We start from the raw sequence: 24,435 nt of genomic DNA, 5'->3' as shown, positions 1-24,435 counted from the left end.
TTTCTCCACCTTAAGTTCCGAATGTAAATTTATCACTTTTTTACAAATATTATTACTTATTTCACAATTATTTTACGAGAAACTCAAAAACCAAATCCACATAATATGAAAATTAACAATTCAATCATCAATATAGATTTAAATTTTACTGTAAAATATTTAAATTTTAAATTATTTTTTCTTCAGACCAAGAGAAATTCTACTCTATTTTGACCGCGCATAAATTTCGTAAAAAAATCACAAATTCTACCTAACAATACCTAATTTTGTGGTTTTTTAATCTAAATCCCGTCTGTAAAACGGGATTATTTTATATTTTTTCGATAATATTAAAATTTTAACTCTTTTTTCTTAGAGTTTTTTAGAATTTATTCCAATAAAAAACCGGATTTATAATAAATCCGGCCTTTTTTCTTTCGTTATTCTTACGGCTTCATCATGTCGCCATTCCTCAATTTTACCAAAATTGCCACTCAGCAATATTTTTGGGACTTCTAATCCTTTATATACTTCTGGTCTTGTATAGATAGGCGGTGAAAGAAGATCATCCTGAAAACTATCCGTCAAAGCACTTTGTTCATCATTCAAAACTCCCGGCAAAAGACGGATGACAGAATCAGCAAGCACACATGCCGCAAGCTCTCCTCCCGTTAAAACATAGTCCCCTATTGATATTTCTTTAGTGACATGCAGATCTCTTACCCTCTGATCAATACCTTTATAATGGCCACAAAGGAAGATCAAGTTATTTTTTATAGACAAAGTATTGGCAATTTTCTGATTTAAAGTAACGCCATCCGGTGTTAAGTAAATTACCTCATCATATTCTCTTTGTGATTTAAGCTCAGAAATACATTTATCCAATGGTTCTACCATCATTACCATTCCTGCACCTCCTCCATAAGGCTCATCATCTATTTGCCTGTGTTTATTGATTGCCCAATCTCTAAGATGATGAAAATGCACTTCTGCCAGTCCTTTATCCATTGCTCTTTTCAAAATAGAAGTTTGAAATGGACTTTCCATCAATTCTGGAAGTACGCTTATGATATCAATTCTCATTGTAATGTTCCGTTTTTCTTATTAGGTAAAATAATTAATCTTAATGCTGAATCTTTGTTGAAATAACTCCACATCCAATTAAAAAAGACGGCAAGCTTATTTCGAACGCTCAAAATTAACATTAAGTGAAGGAACATCCAAAAATACCACGCAATGAATCCCTGAAATTTTATAAATGGTAAATCAACAACGGCTCTATGTTTACCTATTGTTGCTAATGAGCCTTTGTCATCATATTCATACTCATTCCATTCGCTTACATTTTTCTTCAGAAAATTTTTCCCAAGATTTTTAGCCTGATTTATGGCTACATTGGCCACCTGCGGATGACCTTGAGGATATTTCGGGGTTTCCATATAGGCAATATCTCCTATTGCGTAAATATTATTATAGCCTTTTATTTTATTGTAACGATCTACAATGTATCGGTTTCTCATAAGGTTTTCAGCTGGAAAGCCATCAATCACATTTCCGGTAACTCCTGCTGCCCAGATCACGTTATTTGAAGGAATTTCTTTTCCGCTTTTCATATACACCTTATCACCGTCGTACTCTGTTACATATTCTTCACTAAGGAAAGTTACACCTAAATCTTTTAAATATTCTTCAGATTTATCCTGAGATTCGTTACTCATCACAGCAAGCGGTTTTTCTGTAGAACTTATCAGTATGATTTTAAGATGATCAAAGTTCATATACGGATAATCTCTTGGGAGAATCTCTTTTTTCATTTCTGCAAAAGCTCCTGCAAGCTCCACCCCGGTCGGTCCGCTTCCTACGATCACGATATTCCAGTTTCCGTCATCACTTCTACTTTTTTCTAAGATAAGCTTTTCAAACGTCATTAAAACATGGTTTCTGATACTGATGGCTTCCTGTGTATTTTTCATCCCGAAAGCTTTGGACTCCATATCTTTATTGCCAAAGAAATTGGTTTTACAGCCTGTTGCGATGATTAATTTATCATAGGTAAATTCCGCTTCGTCTGTTATCACTTTATTATGAACCGGATCGATCTCTTTAACCTCGGTCAGACGAAACTGTGTATTTCTGGATTGCTGAAAGATTTTTCTGAACGGGAAGGAAATATTGGAAGGTTCTATCCTACCACACGCCACCTGATAAAAAAGCGGCTGAAACATATGATGGTTTACTCTGTCGAGAACAATAACTTTTTTATTTTTATTGTTCAAAGTTTTTGCAAGCTGTAGTCCCGCAAAGCCGCCTCCTATAATGATGATCTTTTCGCGTGTTTCCATATTACACAAATTTACTTATTTTATTTAGTATTTTTTCGCTTAAAAAGTTAGTTTTGCAAAACTTTATGAGCCCTAAAAAGTACACCAAAAAGACTGCCAAAAAGATTCATAAAAGCCGGCGGAAGAACTATTTTTTCCGTCGCAAGATTCTATTGGCACTGCTTTTCATTGCTCTTATCGGAACCGGATTGTATTTAAAACACTCTATAAACTATTACTATGCTTTGTATTTTAATAAATTTAAGCATAAAAAACTTCATAACTCTGAAACAGAAGCTTTAAGAATCCAAAAAATACTCTCGGATAATCTCGATAAAACGTATGGTTTTGATGTTTCTCATTATCAGAATAAGGAAGACATCAGCTGGGACAGTTTAAGTATCGGCAACAAGACCATTCCTTTAGAATTTGTAGTGATGCGTGCAACGATGGGAAACCGCAATGCGGATAAACATTTTGATGAGTTTTGGCAACAGGCAAAAAAACATGAACTGATACGCGGAGCTTATCATTTTTACAGAGCTGATGAAGATCCTGTGATTCAGGCCAATAATTTCCTGGCCAATGTACAGCTGGAAGAAGGTGACTTACCTCCTATTTTAGATATTGAAAAAATTCCCAGAAGAAAATCCAACCAAAAACTGATCGAAGACTTAAAAGTCTGGTGCAAAATTGTGAAAGAAAGATATGGTGAGAAACCCATCATCTACACCTATTATCACTATTACAAAGACTTTTTAAAAGGTGAATTTGATGAGTATCCACTCTGGCTTGCCAATTACAATGATGTTCCCGCTCCGTCTCCCGATGACAACTGGGATTTCTGGCAGTTTACGGAAAACGGAATTGTACACGGTATCAATACCAAAGTGGATCTGGATATCTACAATGGAAATTCATGGTCTTTAAAAAGACTGACTCTAGATTAATTCTTCAGGAAATCAATCACATCTTTATTTAGATCTTCTGCAATTTCGAAAGGAAGATAGTGGCTTGCTTTAGGATAAATTTTAAGTTTAGCATTTGGAATTTCCCGGGCAATCATTTCTGTATGCTCTTTTTTAATCACATCATTTTCTCCGGCAAGAACCAGCGTCGGATTTTGAATTTGATGTAACGATTTTTTACTGATATTGGGCTCTTTCAGCATTAAGTTCAGCAATCTTTTTTCAGTTTCATTTTCCGGCTGATTAGCAAGCTGCATGATATGAACTTTACTTTTAAAGTTCTTCAGCAGATCATCATCTACACCTTCCGGAAATGCATTGGCTCCAATAATGATTAATTTATTAAGATTTTGTGGATATTTTAAAGCAAATTCCAATCCTGTATTTCCACCATCGCTCCATCCTAAAATATAAGCTTTCGGAATATTTAAATGATCCATTAAATTTTTCAGATCATCTGCAAAAATTTTGTAGTTCAGCTCCCCTTTCGTAAAATCTTTACTTTTTCCCTGAGCTCTTGTATCGACAGCAATGACTTTAAACTGTTTTGAAAGTTCGGGAATCTGTTTGTAAAATTCTTTAATGCTTCCTCCATTTCCATGAAGTAACACAAGCGGTTCTCCTTCGCCGTAGGTTTCATAATACAGTTCGGTATCATTTAATTTCAGAGTATTTCCGGCCACATCATTTTTTCCATATATAGAATTTTCAGACTCCATATTATACTGACTGAGATCCGGAGCTAACATTGAAACTTTATCGTTGTTATCTCTTACTTCGTCTTTGGTATTTTTACCGTTTTTATCCACTTTCACATCAATATTAATTGCCGGTGCTGCAATAGTCATCTTTTTCCAGTCTCCATAAAACTCCCTGATATATCCGGTTCTGAACAGCGCAGCACTAATGGTAATTCTACCCTGAAATCTTTTCAAAAACTGTATTCCAACAAAAAACTTCCCTTGAACCCAGATATTACGATCATTGACATCTAAAGTAAAGGTACCGTCTTTTATCATATCTTTCGTCAGCTCAACCGTAATCTCTTCATCTAAAATATTCTTATCCGGAAAACCGTTTTTCTCCGAATAAATACTGTAACGCATAATAACAGGCTGATCTGAAGTATAACTTGAGATATTCAGATTGATATTTTTAATTTTGGACTTCCTGCTCGTGTTAAATTCTAAAGCCGTCTCGCCCAAAAAATTTTCGTTTTTAAAATCCGGGTTTACAGAATACATGACGCTCTTTGTTTTGGTATTTACACCCCAATTTTTATCTACGAGTTTTTTAGGTTTAATCTTTACCTCATCAATATTTTTCACCTTTTCTTTCAGGAATATTTTTTGTCCGTCTAAATTCTTAAAGTTCTGAACAGACTGAGAATATTTTTCATATCCGGGAACTTCTATCAAAATAGGTTTGGTAGAATTAAAATTTGAAAGATCAATGGAAAAACGTCCGTTCTCGTCAGAAATCACTCCGGTTTTTTCTTTTTCAGCACCTACTTTTACATAAGGAATCGGCTTGTTTTCATCTTTAGAAAATACCGTTGCCGAAATCACCTGTGCATGGAAGGAAACCGCAACAAAGGAAAGAAGTAAAATTGTAAGTTTTTTCATGGTAAAAATTTGAAGCAAAATTCTTTATTAATTTTATCAAAAGCTCATAACGGCTTATTAAATTTGATCTTAGAATTGTTAAATTTATTCTAAATCATCACACAAAAGTGAAATCAATTATTAAAAACATTTAAAAATCTTTCCGCAGCAAAATCTATTTTCTCTCTTGTAACGCTTTATATTTTTGTATTTTCGCGCTACAAATTTTTATAGAAATGAATTACGTTGCTGCTGAAAACCTTACCAAATCCTACGGAATAAAAGTTTTATTTGAAAATATTTCTTTTAACATCAATGAAGGAGATAAAATTGCCATTGTAGCCAAAAACGGAAGCGGAAAATCTACTCTTCTGAAAATTCTGATGGGAAAAGAGATTGCAGACAGCGGAAATGTAATCATCAATAAAGATATTCAGGTCGTTTTATTTGATCAGGAAATAGATTTTGATTCGAATCTTACCGTAGATGAGTTCATGATGACGTTAGATTCTGCTCCGATTGCAGCGCTTAAAAACTATCATAAATCCCTCCATTCTACTGACAATGATTTCATCGAAAAAGCATTAGCTGAAATGGAAGTTCACAAAGCATGGGATCTTGAGAATGAAATGAAACAGATTCTGTCTCAGCTTAAAATCACCAATCTTGAGGCTAAAATGGGAACACTTTCAGGAGGACAGATCAAACGTGTAGCACTGGCAAAGTTATTAACTGAAACCAGAGCTGAACACCGCCATACATTGCTGATCATGGATGAGCCGACCAATCACCTGGATGTAGAAATGGTGGAATGGCTTGAGAATTATTTAAATAAAGCCAAAATCACTTTATTATTAGTCACTCACGACCGATATTTCTTAGACAGCGTTTGTGATATTATCTGGGAAATGGAAGATAAAAATCTTTATTTTCATAATGGTTCGTATGCAACCTACCTTGAAAATAAAATGATTCGTGAAGATAATATGAACGCAACCATAGATAAAGCCAACAATCTTTACAGAAAAGAACTAGAATGGATGCGAAGACAGCCTAAAGCAAGAACGACAAAATCTAAATCGAGAATTGATTCTTTTTACGAAACCGAAAAAGTAGCCAAAACAGATACGAGAAAACAAGGGCTGGAACTCGATTTTGAAATGAAAAGGTTAGGGAGCAAAATCCTTGAACTTCATCATATTGATAAAAGCTTTGGAGATAAAGTTTTATTTAAAGATTTCAGCTATCAGTTTCAGAGAGGAGAAAAAATAGGAATCGTAGGTAAAAACGGGGCCGGAAAATCTACGCTTCTGAACATCATTCAGGGATTTGAAAAAGCTGATAAAGGTGAAATAGAAACCGGAGAAACGATTTCTTTCGGATATTTTTCCCAAAAAGGCTTAACGTATAAAGAAGATGAGAGAGTAATAGATTTCATTAAAGAAATTGCCGAATTTTATCCTTTAGCCAATGGCAAAAGTCTTTCAGCTTCTCAGTTTTTAAGATTGTTCTTATTCGACGATCAATCTCAATATTCTCCCATTTCAAAACTTTCAGGAGGAGAAAAAAGAAGACTGCATCTGATGTATATTCTGTATCAGAATCCAAATTTCTTGATTTTCGATGAGCCTACGAATGATCTTGATCTTCCTACATTAACCGTTCTTGAAAATTTTCTGCAAATGTTCCAAGGTTCATTGATTATTGTTTCCCACGACAGATATTTTATGGACAGAATTGTGGATCATATTCTGGCATTTGAAGGAGACGGAAAAATAAAAGATTTTGTCGGGAATTTCTCAGAATACAGAGAAGCGAAGAGTCGTGAAGAATCTTTAGAAAAAAATACGATTCAGAAACAGGAAGCTGTAAAAGAAAATATTTCAGCACCCACTCCATCTCAAAATTCAACGAAAAAGAAAAAACTTTCTTTTAAGGAACAAAGAGAACTGGAATCAATTGAAAAAGAAATGCCCGAACTGGAAGAACAGAGAGGAAAAATATTGGATCAGCTGAACAACGAAGCTGATTATGAAAAAATTTCCAAACTTTCTGCCGATTTAGAAACGATTTCCGAAAAATTGGAAAACCACGAAATGAGATGGCTGGAACTTCAAGAAATTCTAGGAGAAGCATAAAATTAAAGGTTCATGAAAAATTCATGAACCTTTTTCTTTTTTATTTAACCACAAAAGAATTAATCACATCTATTTTTTAAGAACTTTATTTACCTAAAAATTTCAAATAGCTTTTGTTTCTTTTGTGGTTAGTTATTAAGCATAATTTTAAGCTAAGTTAATAATCTTCCCTTCTTTTGCACTTTCCTCTGCTGCTTCAATGATTTTCATATTCTGAATCACCTCTTGTCCCGGTGACGGCAAAGCATATCCAAAAACCATATACTCGTAAATTTGTTGGTAATAATTCATATAATTACCAGCTTCACTGTACGTAAGAATTCTTTCTGTTTCTGAATTTTCATTGATGAAGTTTAAAATTCCATCGGCTTCCTGTAAAGGTTTTGTCCATTCTTTTCCATACTCAGGAATGGCTCCTGCTACCAATTCATTTTCCTGATCATCAGTTCTTTCCTGTAAAAAGCTTCCTTTATCTCCATGGAAAATATAAGCATAATGAGCTTCTTTGCTAAAAACCGAAGACTTCAACCGTACTCTGAGTTCATTAGGATAAAATAAAAGGATCTCAAAATAATCATTCGCAAATTCTTTTCCTTTCATTGAAAAAATATCGGCAAATAATTTTTGAGGAGAACCAAAAAACTGTGTTGCCTGATCTATAAGATGTGATCCTAAATCATGCAGAGAACCAGATCCTGTTTGCTCAGGGTTTTCTTTATGCTGTTTTCCACTTGCTTCAGTTCTGAAACGGTCAAATCGTATCTCAACTTCTTTCAGATTTCCTATTTTTTTATCCTGGATAATTTTCTGAACCTGCAGATAATCTCTGTCAAACCTTCTGTTTTGATATACACTCAGAAACAATCCTTTTTCATCAGCCAATTTCACTAAGGCTTCTGCTTCTGCCAAAGTCACCGTAAAAGGTTTTTCTACTATTACATTTTTACCCGCATTCAAAGCCATTTTCGCATATTCAAAATGAGTCTGAACCGGTGTATTCACGACTACTAATTCAACATCTGAATTGTTTAACATTTCTTCAACAGATCGATAAATAACTGCATCAGGATATTTTTCTTTAGATTCTTCTTTACTTCTCTCTACTACCGCAGACATAAAAAAACCTGGATGTTCTTTCAAAAACGGAGCATGAAAAACCTTCCCACTCATTCCAAAGGCACATAGCCCAACTTTTACCAATTGCATACTAATATTTTTAACAAAGATATTTATAAATACATTTTAATAAGATTGCCTGAATGTAAATTTTAACATTTGTTATGATAAAAATCAGCAATATTATTTTTAATAAATCTAAATAAAGACAAATAAATAATTAGCTTTGCACCTTATTTAAAACCACTCTAAATAAAAATAAAAATGAAAAAGCAACTGGTAACTTTAGGATTGCTGTTTACAGCTGTATCTATAGGTGCACAAATGAAAAAAACTGAATCTGATACCATCAAAATTCAGACTATTGAAGACGTAAACCTTTATAAAACAGGAAACCCTAATAAGGCAAAACCATTATCTACAAAGTCAAATCTGACAGTAATGGAAACTCCTCAACCAATTGCAATCGTTACTCACGAAATCATTGAACAGCAACAGGCAAAGCAGCTTAGCGATGTTATAAAAAACGTAAACGGAATTTACCTTACTTCTGCAAGAGGAGGCTCTCAGGATAGTTTCGGAGGAAGAGGTTTTACTTTTGGAAATGATAATATATTCAAAAATGGAGCCAAAATTAATAGCGGAGTATTTCCCGAAGTAAGCGGACTTGAAAGAGTTGAAGTACTAAAAGGAGCAAACGCCATGCTTTATGGAAATGTTGGTCCTGGTGGAATTGTAAACTTGATTACCAAAAAACCAAAATTTAATTTCGGAGGTTCAGTTGGATTCAGTGCGGGAAGCTGGAACTCATATAAACCAACTGTAGATATCTATGGACCTCTTTCAAAGAATATTGCATTCCGAGTAAACGGAACTTATGAATATGCTGAAAGTTTCAGAGACTTAGTAGAATCTAAAAAAAATTATTTCAATCCGTCTTTTCTCTTTAACCTTAGTGAAAATACTCAGCTTATCGTAGAAGGAGATTATTTATATCATACTTTCACACCAGATTTTGGAATTGGAAGTGTTACAGATAATGCAACAGGAGTTTCTAGATTAGCAACTGAAGTTAGCAGAAATCAATTCTTTGGAACAAATTGGCAATACCAAACCAATCAACAAGCTACAACTGATATTATTTTAAATCATAGATTTAATAATAATTGGTCATTAAATGCTGTCGCTTCTTATCAAAATTATACAAAAGATTATTTTTCTACGGAAAGAGTTCAGTGGGCTTATAATTCAAAAACGAATAATTTAAATCCAAGTTGGACAAGACCGGTAGGTAGAACTTACAATGAGCAAAATTATACTTCATTACAGATTAATTTAAATGGAGAGTTTAAGACTGGAAATATTAATCACAAACTATTGGTCGGTACTGATGGAGATTATGGAGTAGCTGATTCTTACACTTTTAAATTAAGCAGTACAACTTTAGGTACATTTCTTTTAAATGATCCTTCAACTTGGACAAATGATGGAACAATGCCAACCGCAGATAAAGCTTACAGAAGAAGAATTCCGACAAGAAGATTTGGAGTTTATGCCCAAGATCTAGTTGAATTAACAAAATCTTTAAAAGTTTTAGCTGGAGTTCGTTATTCTTATTTAACTAATGGTGAATCTTCAGACAATATATTTATACCTGGATATGTAATTCCAGTAGCAAGTGCAAAAACAGAAGATCACGCATTCTCACCAAAAGTAGGTATTATTTACAATCCTGATGAAAATATTTCAGTATTCGCGACATACACCAATTCATTTGTTCCAAATACAGGAACCACTGTAAATTTTGAATCATTGAAACCTTCCACTGTAGATCAGTATGAAATTGGGATTAAAAAGAATATCTTTAATAATGCAGTTGCAATTAACTTAACAGCATATCAAATTGTTAACAACAATAATTACACGACTGCAAGATTTAAAGCCGATGGAGTTACTCAAAACTCAGATTCTAATTTGAAAGAATTTGCAGGAAAAGTAAGAAGTCGTGGTATAGAATTAGATATTACAGGAAACCCATTAACTAATCTATCATTAATCGGAGGTATTTCATACAACAATGCTGTTTATACAAAAACTCCAGATATTTATGGTTATGTAGAAGATCAAAGATTAGTAAGAACTCCTGCTGTTACAACAAATATTTCAGCTTTCTATACATTTACAAATTTTGCTAAAGGTCTTAAAATTGGAACAACAGTATTTTATACAGGAGATAGAAAAGCTGGTTGGAATGATACGAAAAATCAAACACAAGTCACAAGGATGATTGATGTGAATGGCTTCACAACAGTAGATTTCAGCGCAGGCTACGACTGGAAGAAATTCTCAATTCAAGGAAAAGTGGGAAACCTGTTTGATACTGTAAACTATAACGTTCACGAAAACTATTCTGTAAACCCGATTACACCAAGAAATTTCTATTTCACATTAACATATAAACTTTAAGATTAAATAATTTTTCAAATCAAAGTGGAAGTTGCATTTTTGCAGTTTCCACTTTTAACTTTATAAAACAAAAAATAATTAAGATATGGATAAGATTAAAGACACAAGAAGTTTTATGAGAATTACGCACCGCTATTTAGGGTTTTTCCTTGCAGGTATTATGGCGGTATATGCAGTAAGTGGAGTTTTATTGATTTACAGAGATACCGATTTTCTGAAAAAAGAAAAGAAAATTGATAAAGTAATCGCTAAAAATCTTTCTGAAAAGGAATTAGGAAAAGAATTAAAAATGAAAAACCTAGAAGTGGAAAAAACTGAAGGTAGCGTTTTGAGATTCAAACAGGGAACGTACGATGCAGCAACAGGTCAGGCAAAATACACAAAAAAAGAACTTCCTTTTGTGTTGGATAAAATGACAAAACTTCACAAATCCCAGTCTAAAGATACTCTTTCTCCATTAAATACCTTCTTTGGAATCGCTTTGTTTTTCTTTGTGATTTCAAGTTTCTGGATGTTCAATCCTAAAACAAAAGCATTCAAACGTGGAATGGTATTTACCATTGTAGGACTTATCGTTTCTATCATTCTTGTTTTCATATAAATTGTAAAATCAATAAAAAAGTGATCAAAAAATTGCATCCTATTTTTACTTGAACTGAAGTAAATCATAAAAAATCACTTTAAAATGAGTTACATGGCATATTTATTGTTTTTTAACAATTATTAGAATAATAAACATTAATTATTAAAACGATAAAGTATGAAAAAACTAATTTTAGCAGGAATATTTGCGATCGGTGGATTAACCGCAACTGCAAATGCTCAGATACAGAAAGGGAATTGGTTAGTAGGAAGCAGCCTTCTTTCCAGTAACTTCGGATTAAATACAGGAGGTGGTTATAATATTGCAATTCAGCCAAAAGGAGCTTATTTTATTGATGATAATGTAGCAGTTGGTGGATATGTAAATCTTGGGATCAGCAAGGTAACCAACGGAAGCCCTACAAGATTTGATTATGCAGTAGGAGGTTTAGGACGTTATTATTTATCACCGGGAGAAAAAGGAGTTGATAATTTATTAAACCACGGAAGATGGTTTTTTGAAGGAAATGTAGGGATCGGTGGATCTTCTGTAGAAAACGGAAATTCTACGACAGGTCTTGATTTTGGAGTAGGACCTGGATATTCTTACTTCATTACTCCTAACATCGGATTGGAAGGTTTAGTAAAATACCAAGGACAAGCAGGATTTGGAAGTGAAGGATTAAATTCTAATATTACATTCAATGTAGGGTTCAGTATTTATATTCCGACAGCGAAAGCAAAACAGGTAATCAGAGAAGCAAACTAGAATCTTCTGTATTAAAAAATAGTAAAAGCGGCCCGGAAATTTCCGGGCCGCTTTTCGTACAAATTAAAACTAAACTATAAAAAATCAAATAAATTAAATGTTGGGTTGAGGCGTATATCTCAGATACGGCTTTATTTCTCTTACTCCTTTAGGGAATATTTTTTTAGCATCTTCGGTAGAAACTGCCGGTGGAATAATAACATCTTCACCATTTTTCCAATTGACAGGAGTCGCGATTTTATGAGAATCTACCAATTGTAAAGAATCTAAAACTCTTATGATCTCATTAAAGTTTCTTCCTGTAGATGCCGGATAAGTAATAATCAATCTCACTTTTTTCTCAGGATCAATAATCAATAAAGAACGAACGGTAGCTGTTGCAGAAGCATTCGGATGAATAAAATCATATAATTCCGAAATTTTCCTGTCTTTATCAGCAATTATAGGAAACTCTACCTTTGTATTTTGAGTTTCATTAATATCTTTTATCCAGTTGTGATGGTCTTCTACTTCATCTACACTTAAAGCAATTGCTTTTGTATTTCTTTGTTCAAATTCAGACTTCAGCTTTGCAGTATAGCCAAGTTCTGTAGTACATACCGGGGTATAATCTGCGGGATGGGAAAATAAAATCCCCCATGAATTTCCAAGAAAATCATAGAAATTCAAATTTCCGGATGTAGACTCTGCATTAAAATCTGGTGCTGTATCTCCTAGTTTAATTGACATATTCATTTGTTTTATTAGTCTACAAATTTAGTAGACTTTTTGAGACTGGCAAAATTTTTGTTTAAAAATTATAAAAAAATTTAATTTTAAAATTTTATGGAGAAAACAGGCTTAAGATATATAGATGTTGTGTACAAAGTTTTAGAAAACTGGTATTTAACTTTTGCTGAACTCACCCCAAAACTGGTGGTGGGAATTATTGTATTTTCTTTTTTTCTGTTCACAAGTAAATATCTCAGCCAAATCGCGGTAAAGCTTTTTCATAAATTTTTCCCAAAAAGTAAAAAAGAAAGCTCATTGGTAACTTTAATTGGTGTTTTCAGATTTTTAATCATGATCATGGGAACATTTATCTCATTAGAAATCATGGGCTTCAGCGGTTTTCTCTGGAAATTCATCGGAAGTTTGGGAGTTGCCGGGGTAATTGCCGGGGTTGCATTGAAAGATCTGGTTTCCAGTATATTTTCAGGAATGCTGATCGGAATTGATAAAGCATACAAAGTTGGTGATTATATTACTATAGGAAACCACTCCGGAACGGTACAGGAAATTGGTTTTCTAACGACAAAAATCCTTACGGATGATGGAAAAAAAGCTTATATTCCCAATCAGGTCGTTTTTAATGCTCCATTTTACAATATTACCGCATCTCCTCAACGAAGAATTATTTTAAATTTTGAAATTCCCGCAGATGAAGATATCAGCAAAGCTCAAAAGGGAATTTTAGAAATTATAACAAGCCTAGATAATGTTGATCGGCTGGATAATGTGGAAGTTATCTTCACCGATTTGAAACAAGGCGTTTTTAATTTACAGGCTAAATTCTGGATGAAAATAGGAGCCAATATGGTACAGTTAAAAAGTGAAGCTTTATTAAAAATAAAACAGCGTTTTGATGCAGACGGGATTCAGCTGGTAACGCCAACAAGTATAAGCATTACAAATGGAGAAATCGGCATCAATGAAAATCACGATTAATAAAAAAAGCAGTCAAAACGACTGCTTTTGTATTTAATAAACTTTATAATTATTTTCCTATAATTAATTTTTCAGTTACCCTCTCACCGTTTTCCAAAGCAATCGAGATCAAATAATTTCCATTGGTCAGATCGTTAACTTTCACTTTTGTTTCGCCTTTAAAGCTTCCGTTTTTCACCAGTCTTCCTGAAGCATCAAATAATGAATAGTCTGCTTTTTGTGACTGGTTTTTCAATTTAATATTAACCACATCATGGGATGGGTTAGGATAGATTGAGAAACTGCCCTTAATTTCAGATTCTGAAGTTCCCAATGACTGGGTGATTGAAAAGCTTGAAGAATTCAATGCATAATAAATGTTATTCAGCGCTTTTACCATTATTCTTGCTGAAGCAATATTCTCATTAGGTAAATTCACCGTTGCAGAACCGTTATTCGGAACACTTGCAGCCAGAACTGTATTAAAAGTTAAACCACCATCTTTCGAAAGTAAAATCGTAACATTTTGGGTATTGATCGTTCCTGTGTTTGTTCCTGCCACATTCCAAGTGACATTAGTCGTTGTACCTCCAGTATAATTAATATTACTTATATGTGAAGATACCGTGAAAGGACCATCACTTGTAACGGTTACTACCATCGCATCTCTTGCAGCCTGGTTTCCTGTTGCTTTATTATCATTGACAAGTAATGAGAAATTCAGCGTTCTTGCAACACTTGGGGTAACTTCCCATTTTGGAATCAGATTATTAGCAACAACTGAACTTAGCACCGGAAAATATCTTGAAGGAGAAACTGTCGGAGACAAAGAACGATACACAGGACCTACTGTTGCCGTAGAAACCGGAGGCTGTGTATTTGAAGTATTATCATACTGCTCCCATAAATACGTGATCGGATCTCCATTAGGATCGGTTCCCGTGCCTGTTAAAACAAAAGCCGTCCCATTAGGAATACTATAATCTGCTCCTGCATCTGCAGTGGGAACTAAATTATTATTCGGAGTTTTCACAGAGCAATCCGATGATCTTTGTAAGACAGCATACATTTCCTGCACATTGGCAGCATGAAAGTACGCATCACTGTTGTTTTGAACATTGTTTGCTGCTCCACAAATTCCTGCATAAGCCATAATGGTAGTCCCACTCCCTGGTTCATATGCTGTAGAATTATTTGCATTTCCGCTACATGAACCTGTATTGGCTCTGAAAGTATGGTTTCCTCCAAACTGATGCCCCATTTCATGAGCTACATAATCGATATCAAAAGGATCTCCAACCGGAGCTCCTGAACCTGTAACTCCTCTTGCTTTATTGGTTGTACATATTGATCCTAAATAGGCAACACCGCCACCTCCCGTGCTGAAAACATGGCCAATATCATAATTAGCCGTTCCAATGACGGTATTAATATTCGTCTGATTTTCGCCTAACATCGTAGATCCATTATTATTTGTATAAGGATCTGTAGTAGCATTAGTATAAATGATTAAATTATTGTTGGCTATCATTACCATTGTAGAGGAAATAGTCTTTTCGTAGACTCCATTTACTCTCGTCATTGTAGTTGCCATTGCAGCAAGTGCTCCCGCGATCGTTCCACCATGGAAAGTCGTATATTCTCCTGTCGCAGCTAAAGCTAATCTGTATGTTCTGAACTGACCGTCAGAAACCAAAGGGGCTTTATTCGTAGACCCATTATTCTTTAAATTATCTAATTCATTTTCTACATGACATTCAAAAAGACGATCATTTTTAGGCAGATCTTTTCTTTTGTAAAGAATGAAAGAGGAATGATCTTTTGCATAAGTGTCCAGATAGCTTACTTCCCAATTATCAAAATACATCACACTAATTCCTGTTTGCGGAGTCACACTGAAACGGATCGAATTTTCCGGATGATTTTTTTGCCAACCAACATACGAGCGGATCTCAGGGAATTTTGCCTGCAATTCTGGTTCCATCACAGATGCTTCCTGAACAATATAATCTCTTGTTTTCCCATCTGAATCAGGAAATTTAATGATTAAACTTTCATCTTTTGAAAAACGTTGCGGAGCTGTTTTAAGATCTGCTTTAATTTTGTCTAAATCTAGTTGGTATAAAGAAAAAGTATTCGGAGTTGTCCATCTCGGACTCAAATTTTCTCTACTTACGTTTTGATCTTTAAGTTTTGACCAGTAATTCTGCTGGCCAAATCCCTGCACGGCCATCAACAGGCACGAGACAATAAATGGTTTAGTTTTCATGAGGGGTAATTTTAATATATTAGTATGTAATGGTGATATTTTTAAAGGTGATCTTTCCTGTTAATTTTAATAAAATATTGGGTGATACTCTATTTGTTTTATTGAAATCGGGATTATCAAATTCCGTAACTTTTATGTAAAGTATATTGTTATCCAAACTTACCTTTTCAATTGAAACATCATTAGAATCTTTTAAAGGAGGTTTAATAATTAGATAAGTTTCATTTTCAACAAGTACAGGAATTGGAGAAAACCGGTTTCCTTTATTATTGTTATGAATGCACTTAAATACCTCATCCATTTTTTGCTGAGAATTAATAAGAAGAAAATTTTTGGAAGTTATCGTAAAAGAATAATGATACTTGTCTTCAAATTGAATTTCCTTTCTTTTGAACACTCCATTACTGCTGACAATCTGAGATTGACAATTAAGAAATAAAAAAAGAAAAAAGCATAGATGTATTTTCATTTTAAAACCTAATTATTGTAAAAATAATAATTTTAAAATGAATATGTTACATTTTAACAAAAAACCATTACAGAAATTAATGGACTATTTTTTTAGCAATTTACCTTTTAAAGCAACACTGTCTTTTTTATGAATTTTTGTTGTTTGCTGATCTTCAGGAATTACAGCTTCTCCCATTACGTAGCTTTTATTTTTTACAGTATCCATTTCAATATCGGATACAAGAACACCAGTAGTCATTGTACACGATTCTTCTTTTTGCTTTGAGCAGCCCGTTAAAAACAGAATAAAAGAAAAAACAGCCAGTATTATTCTGTTATTTTGAATAGAAGATGGGATATTTTTGAAAAGTTTAGTTTTTAACTTCTCAGATTTACTTTCTTTATTACTAAGTTGATAATTATAAAACCTTCCACAAACTTCTCCGTCTTTCTTTTCATTAATGATTTGGAAAATTTCTTCAGATTGTTTTTGTGTAAAATCAATCACACATTTATTACAAACAGAACAAAATCTCCCTTTTTCCTGAGGAGACATCATTTCCCAATTTTCTGAACAGGGCTCTGGAATGTATAGGTTTTTCATGAATATATTATTTTCCTACAAAGCATTAAAAAACCGTTCCAAAAATGAAACGGTTTTAAGTTTTATATAAAAATTTTAGATTAAGCTAAAACTTCTTTTACTTTGTTTGCAGCTTCTTCTAAAGTAATTGCAGAGTGAACCGGAAGACCAGATTCATCAATCAATTTTTTAGCTTCAACAGCGTTAGTTCCCTGTAGTCTTACGATCAATGGAACCGGAAGGCTACCCATCGCTTTGTAAGCATCTACAACTCCTTGAGCAACTCTGTCACATCTTACGATACCTCCGAAGATGTTGATCAAGATTGCTTTTACGTTTGGATCTCTCAAGATGATTCCGAAAGCAGTCTGTACTCTCTGAGCATCAGCAGTTCCACCAACGTCTAGGAAGTTTGCAGGGTTACCACCTGATAATTTGATGATATCCATAGTTGCCATAGCAAGACCAGCTCCGTTCACCATACAAGCAACGTTACCGTCTAGTTTTACGAAGTTAAGACCAGCTTCACCAGCTTCAACATCGATAGGATCTTCTTCTCTTGTATCTCTAAGTGCTTCAAGATCTTTGTGACGGAACAATGAGTTACCATCCAATGTTACTTTAGCATCTACAGCGATAATTTTGTTATCAGAAGTTTTCAACACAGGGTTGATTTCGAAAAGAGAAGCATCAATTCCTGTATAAGCATTATATAAAGAAGAGATGAATTTTACGAATTCTTTGAAAGCATTCCCTTCAAGACCTAGGTTGAAAGCAATTTTTCTAGCCTGGAAACCTTGAAGACCCAAAGCAGGATCGATCAATTCGTTGTGGATCAAATGAGGAGTTACTTCAGCAACGTGCTCAATATCCATACCTCCTTCAGTAGAATATACGATTGTATTTTTACCTTCAGCTCTGTCTAAAAGAATAGAAACATAAAATTCTTTAGTTTCAGTTTCTCCAGGATAATATACATCCTCTGCAACCAATACAGAATTTACCAACTTACCTTCAGCAGAAGTTTGTGGAGTGATCAACTGCATTCCGATGATATTCTGAGCGTTTTCTTTAAGCTTATCCATGTTTGGAGAAAACTTAACACCCCCACCTTTACCACGACCACCTGCGTGAATCTGTGCTTTTACAACCCAGCCTTGAGCTCCTGTTTCAGCAGTTAGTTTTTCAGCAGCAGCTACAGCCTCGTCTACGTTGTTTGCTACGTAACCACGTTGGATAGCTACTCCATACTTTGATAAAATCTCTTTTGATTGATACTCGTGAAGATTCATATTATTTTTATTATTTTATTTTAAAATTTAAAGGTTGACAAATTTACTAAAAAGACACGGAAGTTCAAGTTTATTGACCTAAAAATTAAAGTCCATTTGAATTGATTTTTAACATGTCTTTTAAATTTTCTTTATTCTTCGGATAATTTTTCTGACTGTGAACCGATAAACGGGATTTTCGGAGCAAGGAAATACCCCGTTAAACTTGCAAAAAGTATCGGAACAAAATAGGTAAAACCGGTTAAAGTTCCCAAAATAATCGTGGTACTCATCGGAGTTCTTGTGACACAGGCATTAATAGCGGCCATACAGCTTACAATCGCTAATGTAGTATCAACTGTCGGAAATAAGTTATGAATAATTAGCCCCAAAGTCGTTCCCACAAAGAAAAGTGGAATGATAAAACCACCTCTCCATCCCGAAGTTACGGTAATCGCTATGGCTAAAATTTTGAAAATTAAAACAATGATTAAAAAATTCAGGGCAAAATTTCCGTTGATCAACTGATTGATCTCATTATGACCGAAATATCTCGTAATCGGAAAATAGTAAGCGATGACTCCTAATATAATTCCGCCTACTAAAGTTTTAATATAAATCGGAAATTTTCTGTATTCAAAAACCTTTTTGAAGAACTTTACCACGAAAATAAAAATCCAGCCAAATAAAGTTCCTACAGCTCCAAAAGCTGCCGCATAAGCAAAATCATAAACTCCTGTATAATGATAAGCCTTCAGATCCCATGTTGCTCCTATTCCTAAATGAATAATTAAAGCAAACATAACGTAACTGAAACAGCTTGCCACCAACGCAGGAATGATCGCCTTATAATATTCTACAGCATGTTTATGATGAAGAATTTCCAACGAAAATAAACTTCCGCCAAGAGGAGCTCCGAAAAGTGCAGTAAAACCGGAAGCCATTCCGGCAATACTCAAAGAACGCAACTCCTCCCCTTTTAATCTAAATATTTTGCCGAGCCAGGTTCCCGTAGAACCCGTCACCTGAACTAAAGGTGCTTCGGGCCCTAAACTTCCTCCTGATGCTACACAAAAAAGTGAAGATAAAATCATGGATGGATTATTTTTCGGCTCCAGTTTCCCTTTATTAAATCGAATGTTATTAACAATCAAATGAATTTCTCCAGGATCACCAATAAAATGGATTACTAAACCCGCCAAAAGTCCCGAAATTGCCATTGTCGGAATCACCATCCATCCTTGAAATTCCGCTAAAAACTCTGTGAAATGCTCAAGAACGATCCAGTACAGTCCGGCGATAATTCCACCAACCAAACCTGTAATCGCCCACATGAAAAAAGTACGGCTAAATACAAAGGGATTGAATCTGATGGGCTGATCCAAAAGATCAAAAGTTTTGATGAGCCTTCGCCTTCTATTAATTCTCATTTTTGATGTATTACATATTAAAAGGAAGTTTCATCATTTGTTTTAATAGTATCGGAAAAAGGGAACACAACACCGGTTTATAAACAGTTTAAATTCTGCCTTTAGCAAAATGAAAAATAAGCATCAACCAGCTTAGGATCATCAATAATCCTCCAAGTGGAGTGATCGGTCCTAAAAATTTTAGATTTGCTCCCAAATAATCCTGTAAACTCAGGAAATAAATGCTTACTGAGAATAAAAATGTTCCCGCAATCATTAAAATTGAAGTCCATTTTTCTGATGAAGTCTCAAACTTCAAAATGTAGCCGATAATTAATAAAAAGAATGCAGCGTACATCTGATACCTCACTCCTGTTTCAAAACTCTCCAGTCTTTCTACAGACAAAATTTTCTTTAAAGCGTGCGCTCCGAATGCTCCTAAAATTACAGATAACATTCCGTAAACCGCTCCAAAAACTAAAGTAATTGTTTTCATTTTATAATTCTTCTAATTCTAGATTTAAATATTTTTTTGTATTGTAATCCTGCCAAGTTCCAATAATTTTATTGTCTTTCAGTTCTGCTTCTACTAAAGCTCTGAAAATCCATTGATTGGTTTCTTCGCTATAGTAATCATTTTCTATAATAGAAATATGGTTTCCTTTCAACTTGCCATTCCATTCAATCAGCTTTTTATTTTTATCGTACCAGTATTTCGCAGAAAAAGAACCGTCATCATAAACCTGATTGATCAACATCGTGATTGGGTATTTCCCATCGATTTTTCCTTTATATAATTTATGGCTAAAACTTGTTCTATCAATTTTTTCAGAACCAGACAACAAATTTTTCGCATAAGGACTCCAGTATTTTTCCAGATCCTTATAAGGAAACTCAACCACATGACGATCGAGTTCATCCAATGCTCTCATCGCATGATTGGAGCATCTCCCTGCAATAAATCTGATTTTATCTTTCCCGAAATAATATTCAATCCCATCTAAGGTAAAATCCGTAAAACAATCTTCATAAATAGAAATCTGGTCTACAACTTCTTCTGAAGGATTCTTCTCAGATTTTAACTGTGTAAGAAAATCATTTACCTCTTTTTTTATGCTTTTCTGAATTAAATTTTCAACCGTTTTTGCTGAATTGGGCTGAAATAAATCTTTTGCATTAATAAAATTTCCGGTTCTCAGATCAAAATTCTTCCAGATGGAAAAACCTTCCGGATAAGCTCCTGAAGCTTCCCCGTCTAATGCAAGGCTCAGAATATTTTTAGGCGTTTCCAACTTTTCCCAACTGTAAAAATAAACATAATTGGAGTAGGACGTTTTTCCCGTAGAAACCAGTTTAAATGGATTTCCCGCTGATCCGGGAATGTATTCCAGCTGATCAACCTGTAAAAAGGTATTGATTTTATTTTCCACTCTTGAATTCTCTGAATAGGAAATTACCGGAAACACAGAATCCTCAGATTTCGGCATCAAATCTTTTATGGTTAAGGTTTTCTGCTGTGAAAAACTTAAACCGGAGATCAACAGAAAAAATACAATTTTCCTTTTCACTATGCAGGATGTAAAAAATAGGAAACCAGCTTGCCAATCAATACCGCACCTCCCAAAATAATAAACATAATGGCAAACCTTTTAGAACTCCTGAATCCAGGATGATTGGTTTTCTTTAAAAAGAATCCGAAAAGCAAGATGATAATGGCTAGAATAATCTGTATCATTATTGACCTCTTAATCTGTTAAATTCATTAATAACTTCATGGTGAGTGACCGTTTTATCTTTGAAATACGTCACAAAATGTTGTTTTTCCTCTTCTGTTGCTCCCATTTGGTTTAAAATATTCAGTAAATGCATTTTCATGTGCCCTTTCTGAATTCCAGTTGTCACCAAAGAACGCAAAGCCCCAAAGTTCTGTGCTAAGCCGGAAACCGCCAAAATACTCATCAATTCTTGAGCAGAAGGTTTTCCAAGAAGTGCCAAAGAGAATTTTACCAATGGGTGAAGATTCGTTAAACCACCTACAACTCCTACAGAAATAGGAAGATCAATCCAGAATCTGAAAATTCCGTTATCTGTTGTACAATGGGTTAAAGAAGAATATTTTCCGTTTCTTGCCGCATATGCATGCGCACAAGCTTCTGTTGCTCTAAAGTCATTTCCTGTAGCAATGACCACTGCATCTACTCCATTCATAATTCCTTTATTATGAGTAGTTGCACGGAAAGGTTCAATTTCAGCAATCGTAACGGCTTGTTTGAATTTTGAAGCAAATTCTTCGTTAGAAATACCGCTATCGTCTTTTAAGTCTTCAATTTTACAAGAAACCTCAGCTCTTACAAGACAATCAGGAGTAAAATTGGAAAGAATATTCATAACAATCTGTAAAGAGTTTTTTTCCTCCTGAGAAAAATCTTCACTTACAGCTACTTCCTGTTTCAATGTTTTCCCAAACTGTTCCAGACAGGAATTAATGAAATTAGCTCCCATCGAATCTACCGTATCGAAACTTGCTTTCAACTGGTAGTAATTGGGCATTTCGGAAGTTTTATCAATTAACTTAATATCTAAAATTCCTCCCCCACGATTTCTCATGTTGGCGGTAATATCGTTTGTTGATTCAATTAATTTTTTCTTTAAATTAAAGTTAAAGAAATGAAGCAGTTTGTGAGATTCAACATTAAAAATAAAGTGAGTGTGTCCCAATTTTTCATTATTGATAATTGTTGTTTTAAAACCGCCTTTATCAATCCAGAATTTTGCAGCTTTTGAAGCTGCCGCGACTACAGAACTTTCTTCAACCGCCATTGGAAGAGCAAATAATTTTCCGTCAATTAAAAAATTCGGAGCAATTCCGTAAGGCATATAAAAATTGGAAATTGTGTTTTCAGAAAACTCATCATGAAGTTTCTGCAAATCAGCATTTTCGTTCCAGTATTGATTTAATATATGTTGATATTCTGAGTTTCCTTCAAGGTATTCGTTAACTAGCCAATCGATTTTTCCCTGTTTTGTCAATTTAGAAAAACCTTCTACCGGTTTATGATTCATAAGTAAGCGATTTTATACAGTAATGTAATGCGGTTTTACGATTACACTCATAAATTAATGTCCGTAAATATACTAATTTTGTCTCTGTAAACTGTGGATAACTTCAATCAAAAACAGTTGATATTTATCAATTTTGGAACTACATTTGAATAGAAAATATAGAATTTCAAACCACAAAAGGCTTATTTTTTTAACACATAAGTCACATGAGATTTAAAACAAACTGTAAATAAGAAGACATCAGTTTTTGAAAATCAGAGATTTTTTTTCTTAATAAGATCTAAGTATTCTCAATATATTTCATTGAAAACTTATGTGACTTATGTGTTAAAAAAATAGAATCTTTAATTGGTAAAAAAGAGAATAAGAATGAATTTTGACCGCCTGAAAGAAAAACTTGAAATCCTTGCCGATGCAGCGAAATATGACGTTTCCTGCTCATCAAGCGGAGGAACGAGAAAGAATAAAAAAGGTGCTTTAGGAGACAGTTCCGTAAGCGGAATCTGTCATACCTATACAGAAGACGGACGATGTGTTTCGCTTCTCAAAATTCTTTTGACCAATCATTGTATTTATGATTGCGCCTACTGTGTTTCCAGAAGTTCTAATGATATAAAAAGAGCTGCTTTTACGGTGGAAGAAGTGGTTGATTTAACCATCAATTTTTATCGCAGAAACTATATTGAAGGATTATTTTTAAGCTCAGGAATTTTCAAAAATGCGGACACCACCATGGAACGTCTGGTTCGTGTGGCGAAAAAATTACGTTTAGAAGAAAATTTTAACGGATATATTCATTTAAAATCGATTCCGGGAGCAAGTGACGAACTGATGCAGGAAGCTGCTTTATACGCCGACCGATTATCTATTAATCTTGAAATTCCTACGGAAAGCGGTTTGAAATTACTGGCTCCTGAAAAAAACAGACAGGATATGCTGAATCCGATGAAATATATTCAGAATGGAATTGCACAGTATAAAGATGAAAAGAAAATTTTCAGAAAAACGCCAAAGTTCGCTCCTGCCGGTCAGTCTACTCAGATGATTGTGGGTGCAACGAATGAAAACGATTTACAGATCATCAAAGTTGCCGATCATTTTTATAAAAACTTCAGTTTAAAGAGAGTCTATTATTCCGGATATGTTCCTGTTTTGGAGGATAAAAGACTGCCTTCTTTGACGACGGAAGTTCCAATGCTTCGTGAAAACCGTTTATACCAATCTGATTGGCTGATGCGTTTTTATGGTTTTAAAGCTGAAGAAATTTTAGATCCCAATATCCCGTTTTTAGATTTAGAAGTTGATCCAAAGTTAAGCTGGGCATTGCGCCATCTTGATCAGTTCCCTGTTAATTTACAGACCGCAGATTATCAGATGATTTTAAGAATTCCGGGAATTGGAGTAAAAACAGCACAAAAAATTGTGAGCGCAAGACGTTTTCAGGTATTGAATATAGATCATTTGAAAAAACTGGGAGCCGCTGTAAATCGAGCTAAATATTTTATTGACTTTAATGCCGGAAATGCTTTTTTAAGGTATTTAACTGATAAAAACCTCAGAAAACTATTGATTGGAGGCAGTTCTTCAAAATTCCACAATCAGTTTTCACAACAATTGACTCTTTTTTAAATATAAACTGCATGAGTAGATTACTTGTCTGTCATTCTGAACAAAATGAAATACAGTGAAGAATCTCAAAAAATGCAGAGATTCTTCCTTCGTCAGAATGACAATCTAACCATATAACATTAACTAATTTTC

General features: G+C 34.1%; 21 protein-coding genes. 7 read left to right on the top strand and 14 right to left on the bottom strand.

Going from position 1 to position 24,435, the window contains the following annotated elements; genetic code table 11:
- Positions 1-390 precede the first annotated feature (390 nt).
- Positions 391-1,062 carry a tRNA (guanosine(37)-N1)-methyltransferase TrmD gene (gene trmD, locus JI747_RS17070; RefSeq protein WP_225690083.1) on the bottom strand — a complete coding sequence of 224 codons (672 nt, stop codon included), beginning with the start codon at positions 1,060-1,062 and terminating at the stop codon, positions 391-393.
- Entirely contained in the window at positions 1,059-2,321 is a 1,263-nt protein-coding gene (locus JI747_RS17065; RefSeq protein WP_225690082.1) for an NAD(P)/FAD-dependent oxidoreductase, read from the bottom strand. Before JI747_RS17065 ends, trmD begins: the two co-directional genes overlap by 4 nt.
- 65 nt (positions 2,322-2,386) lie before the next feature.
- Here JI747_RS17065 and JI747_RS17060 point away from each other — a divergent pair, with 65 nt between their 5' ends.
- Positions 2,387-3,250 carry a glycoside hydrolase family 25 protein gene (locus JI747_RS17060; protein ID WP_225690081.1) on the top strand — a complete coding sequence of 288 codons (864 nt, stop codon included), beginning with the start codon at positions 2,387-2,389 and terminating at the stop codon, positions 3,248-3,250.
- On the opposite strand, the gene JI747_RS17055 is transcribed toward JI747_RS17060, so the two are convergent.
- Complete coding sequence (locus tag JI747_RS17055; protein WP_225690080.1) at positions 3,247-4,893, bottom strand: alpha/beta fold hydrolase; 1,647 nt, start codon at positions 4,891-4,893, stop codon at positions 3,247-3,249. The two genes, JI747_RS17060 and JI747_RS17055, sit on opposite strands and share 4 nt — an antisense overlap.
- 215 nt (positions 4,894-5,108) lie before the next feature.
- Between JI747_RS17055 and JI747_RS17050 the strand changes: the two genes are divergently transcribed.
- Complete coding sequence (locus tag JI747_RS17050) at positions 5,109-7,010, top strand: ABC-F family ATP-binding cassette domain-containing protein (RefSeq protein ID WP_225690079.1); 1,902 nt, start codon at positions 5,109-5,111, stop codon at positions 7,008-7,010.
- Between the two features lie 147 nt (positions 7,011-7,157).
- Here the strand turns inward: JI747_RS17050 and JI747_RS17045 are convergent, their stop codons facing one another.
- Positions 7,158-8,216, bottom strand: coding sequence for a Gfo/Idh/MocA family oxidoreductase (locus JI747_RS17045; protein WP_225690078.1), 1,059 nt, complete (start codon positions 8,214-8,216; stop codon positions 7,158-7,160).
- A 174-nt stretch (positions 8,217-8,390) separates the two neighbouring features.
- Between JI747_RS17045 and JI747_RS17040 the strand changes: the two genes are divergently transcribed.
- The 3 genes from JI747_RS17040 to JI747_RS17030 all read left to right on the top strand — a co-directional run bounded on the left by JI747_RS17040 (position 8,391) and on the right by JI747_RS17030 (position 11,943).
- On the top strand, positions 8,391-10,592 hold the full coding sequence (locus tag JI747_RS17040) for a TonB-dependent siderophore receptor (protein WP_225690077.1): 2,202 nt from the start codon (positions 8,391-8,393) through the stop codon (positions 10,590-10,592).
- An 85-nt stretch (positions 10,593-10,677) separates the two neighbouring features.
- The gene (locus JI747_RS17035) at positions 10,678-11,193 is read left to right on the top strand and encodes a PepSY domain-containing protein (RefSeq protein WP_225690076.1); all 516 of its coding nucleotides are present in this window, start codon (positions 10,678-10,680) and stop codon (positions 11,191-11,193) included.
- Positions 11,194-11,352: 159 nt separating this feature from the next.
- A complete protein-coding gene (locus JI747_RS17030; protein ID WP_225690075.1) occupies positions 11,353-11,943 on the top strand; it encodes a hypothetical protein in 591 nt (196 codons plus the stop codon).
- Positions 11,944-12,036: 93 nt separating this feature from the next.
- Here the strand turns inward: JI747_RS17030 and JI747_RS17025 are convergent, their stop codons facing one another.
- Positions 12,037-12,672, bottom strand: a complete 636-nt coding sequence (locus JI747_RS17025) for a peroxiredoxin (RefSeq protein WP_225690074.1) — start codon at positions 12,670-12,672, stop codon at positions 12,037-12,039.
- Between the two features lie 96 nt (positions 12,673-12,768).
- Between JI747_RS17025 and JI747_RS17020 the strand changes: the two genes are divergently transcribed.
- The gene (locus tag JI747_RS17020) at positions 12,769-13,650 is read left to right on the top strand and encodes a mechanosensitive ion channel family protein (RefSeq protein ID WP_225690073.1); all 882 of its coding nucleotides are present in this window, start codon (positions 12,769-12,771) and stop codon (positions 13,648-13,650) included.
- A gap of 49 nt (positions 13,651-13,699) precedes the next feature.
- Here JI747_RS17020 and JI747_RS17015 read toward each other — a convergent pair whose 3' ends face one another.
- The 9 genes from JI747_RS17015 to JI747_RS16975 form a co-directional block, all read right to left on the bottom strand.
- The gene (locus JI747_RS17015) at positions 13,700-15,898 is read right to left on the bottom strand and encodes a reprolysin-like metallopeptidase (RefSeq protein ID WP_225690072.1); all 2,199 of its coding nucleotides are present in this window, start codon (positions 15,896-15,898) and stop codon (positions 13,700-13,702) included.
- 19 nt (positions 15,899-15,917) lie between these two features.
- Positions 15,918-16,199, bottom strand: a complete 282-nt coding sequence (locus JI747_RS17010; RefSeq protein ID WP_225690071.1) for a hypothetical protein — start codon at positions 16,197-16,199, stop codon at positions 15,918-15,920.
- A 252-nt stretch (positions 16,200-16,451) separates the two neighbouring features.
- Positions 16,452-16,952 carry a hypothetical protein gene (locus JI747_RS17005; protein WP_225690070.1) on the bottom strand — a complete coding sequence of 167 codons (501 nt, stop codon included), beginning with the start codon at positions 16,950-16,952 and terminating at the stop codon, positions 16,452-16,454.
- Between the two features lie 80 nt (positions 16,953-17,032).
- Positions 17,033-18,223, bottom strand: coding sequence for an ADP-forming succinate--CoA ligase subunit beta (gene sucC, locus JI747_RS17000; protein ID WP_039367911.1), 1,191 nt, complete (start codon positions 18,221-18,223; stop codon positions 17,033-17,035).
- Between the two features lie 131 nt (positions 18,224-18,354).
- Positions 18,355-19,632 (bottom strand): chloride channel protein, encoded by a 1,278-nt coding sequence (locus JI747_RS16995; RefSeq protein WP_225690069.1) that lies wholly within the window; start codon positions 19,630-19,632, stop codon positions 18,355-18,357.
- Between the two features lie 88 nt (positions 19,633-19,720).
- Positions 19,721-20,107, bottom strand: coding sequence for a DUF423 domain-containing protein (locus tag JI747_RS16990; protein WP_225690068.1), 387 nt, complete (start codon positions 20,105-20,107; stop codon positions 19,721-19,723).
- A gap of 1 nt (position 20,108) precedes the next feature.
- On the bottom strand, positions 20,109-21,179 hold the full coding sequence (locus JI747_RS16985; protein ID WP_225690067.1) for a hypothetical protein: 1,071 nt from the start codon (positions 21,177-21,179) through the stop codon (positions 20,109-20,111).
- The gene (locus tag JI747_RS16980; protein ID WP_225690066.1) at positions 21,179-21,346 is read right to left on the bottom strand and encodes a hypothetical protein; all 168 of its coding nucleotides are present in this window, start codon (positions 21,344-21,346) and stop codon (positions 21,179-21,181) included. The genes JI747_RS16985 and JI747_RS16980 overlap by 1 nt, the downstream gene beginning before the upstream one ends.
- Complete coding sequence (locus JI747_RS16975; protein ID WP_225690065.1) at positions 21,346-22,674, bottom strand: hydroxymethylglutaryl-CoA reductase, degradative; 1,329 nt, start codon at positions 22,672-22,674, stop codon at positions 21,346-21,348. The genes JI747_RS16980 and JI747_RS16975 overlap by 1 nt, the downstream gene beginning before the upstream one ends.
- 369 nt (positions 22,675-23,043) lie before the next feature.
- On the opposite strand from JI747_RS16975, the gene JI747_RS16970 reads away from it, so the two are divergent.
- Positions 23,044-24,303, top strand: coding sequence for a putative DNA modification/repair radical SAM protein (locus JI747_RS16970; RefSeq protein WP_225690064.1), 1,260 nt, complete (start codon positions 23,044-23,046; stop codon positions 24,301-24,303).
- The last annotated feature ends 132 nt before the right edge of the window (positions 24,304-24,435 follow it).

Source organism: Chryseobacterium tagetis, assembly GCF_016735585.2.
GTDB lineage: Bacteria > Bacteroidota > Bacteroidia > Flavobacteriales > Weeksellaceae > Chryseobacterium > Chryseobacterium tagetis.
This window is presented reverse-complemented; position numbering and strand designations above follow the sequence as displayed.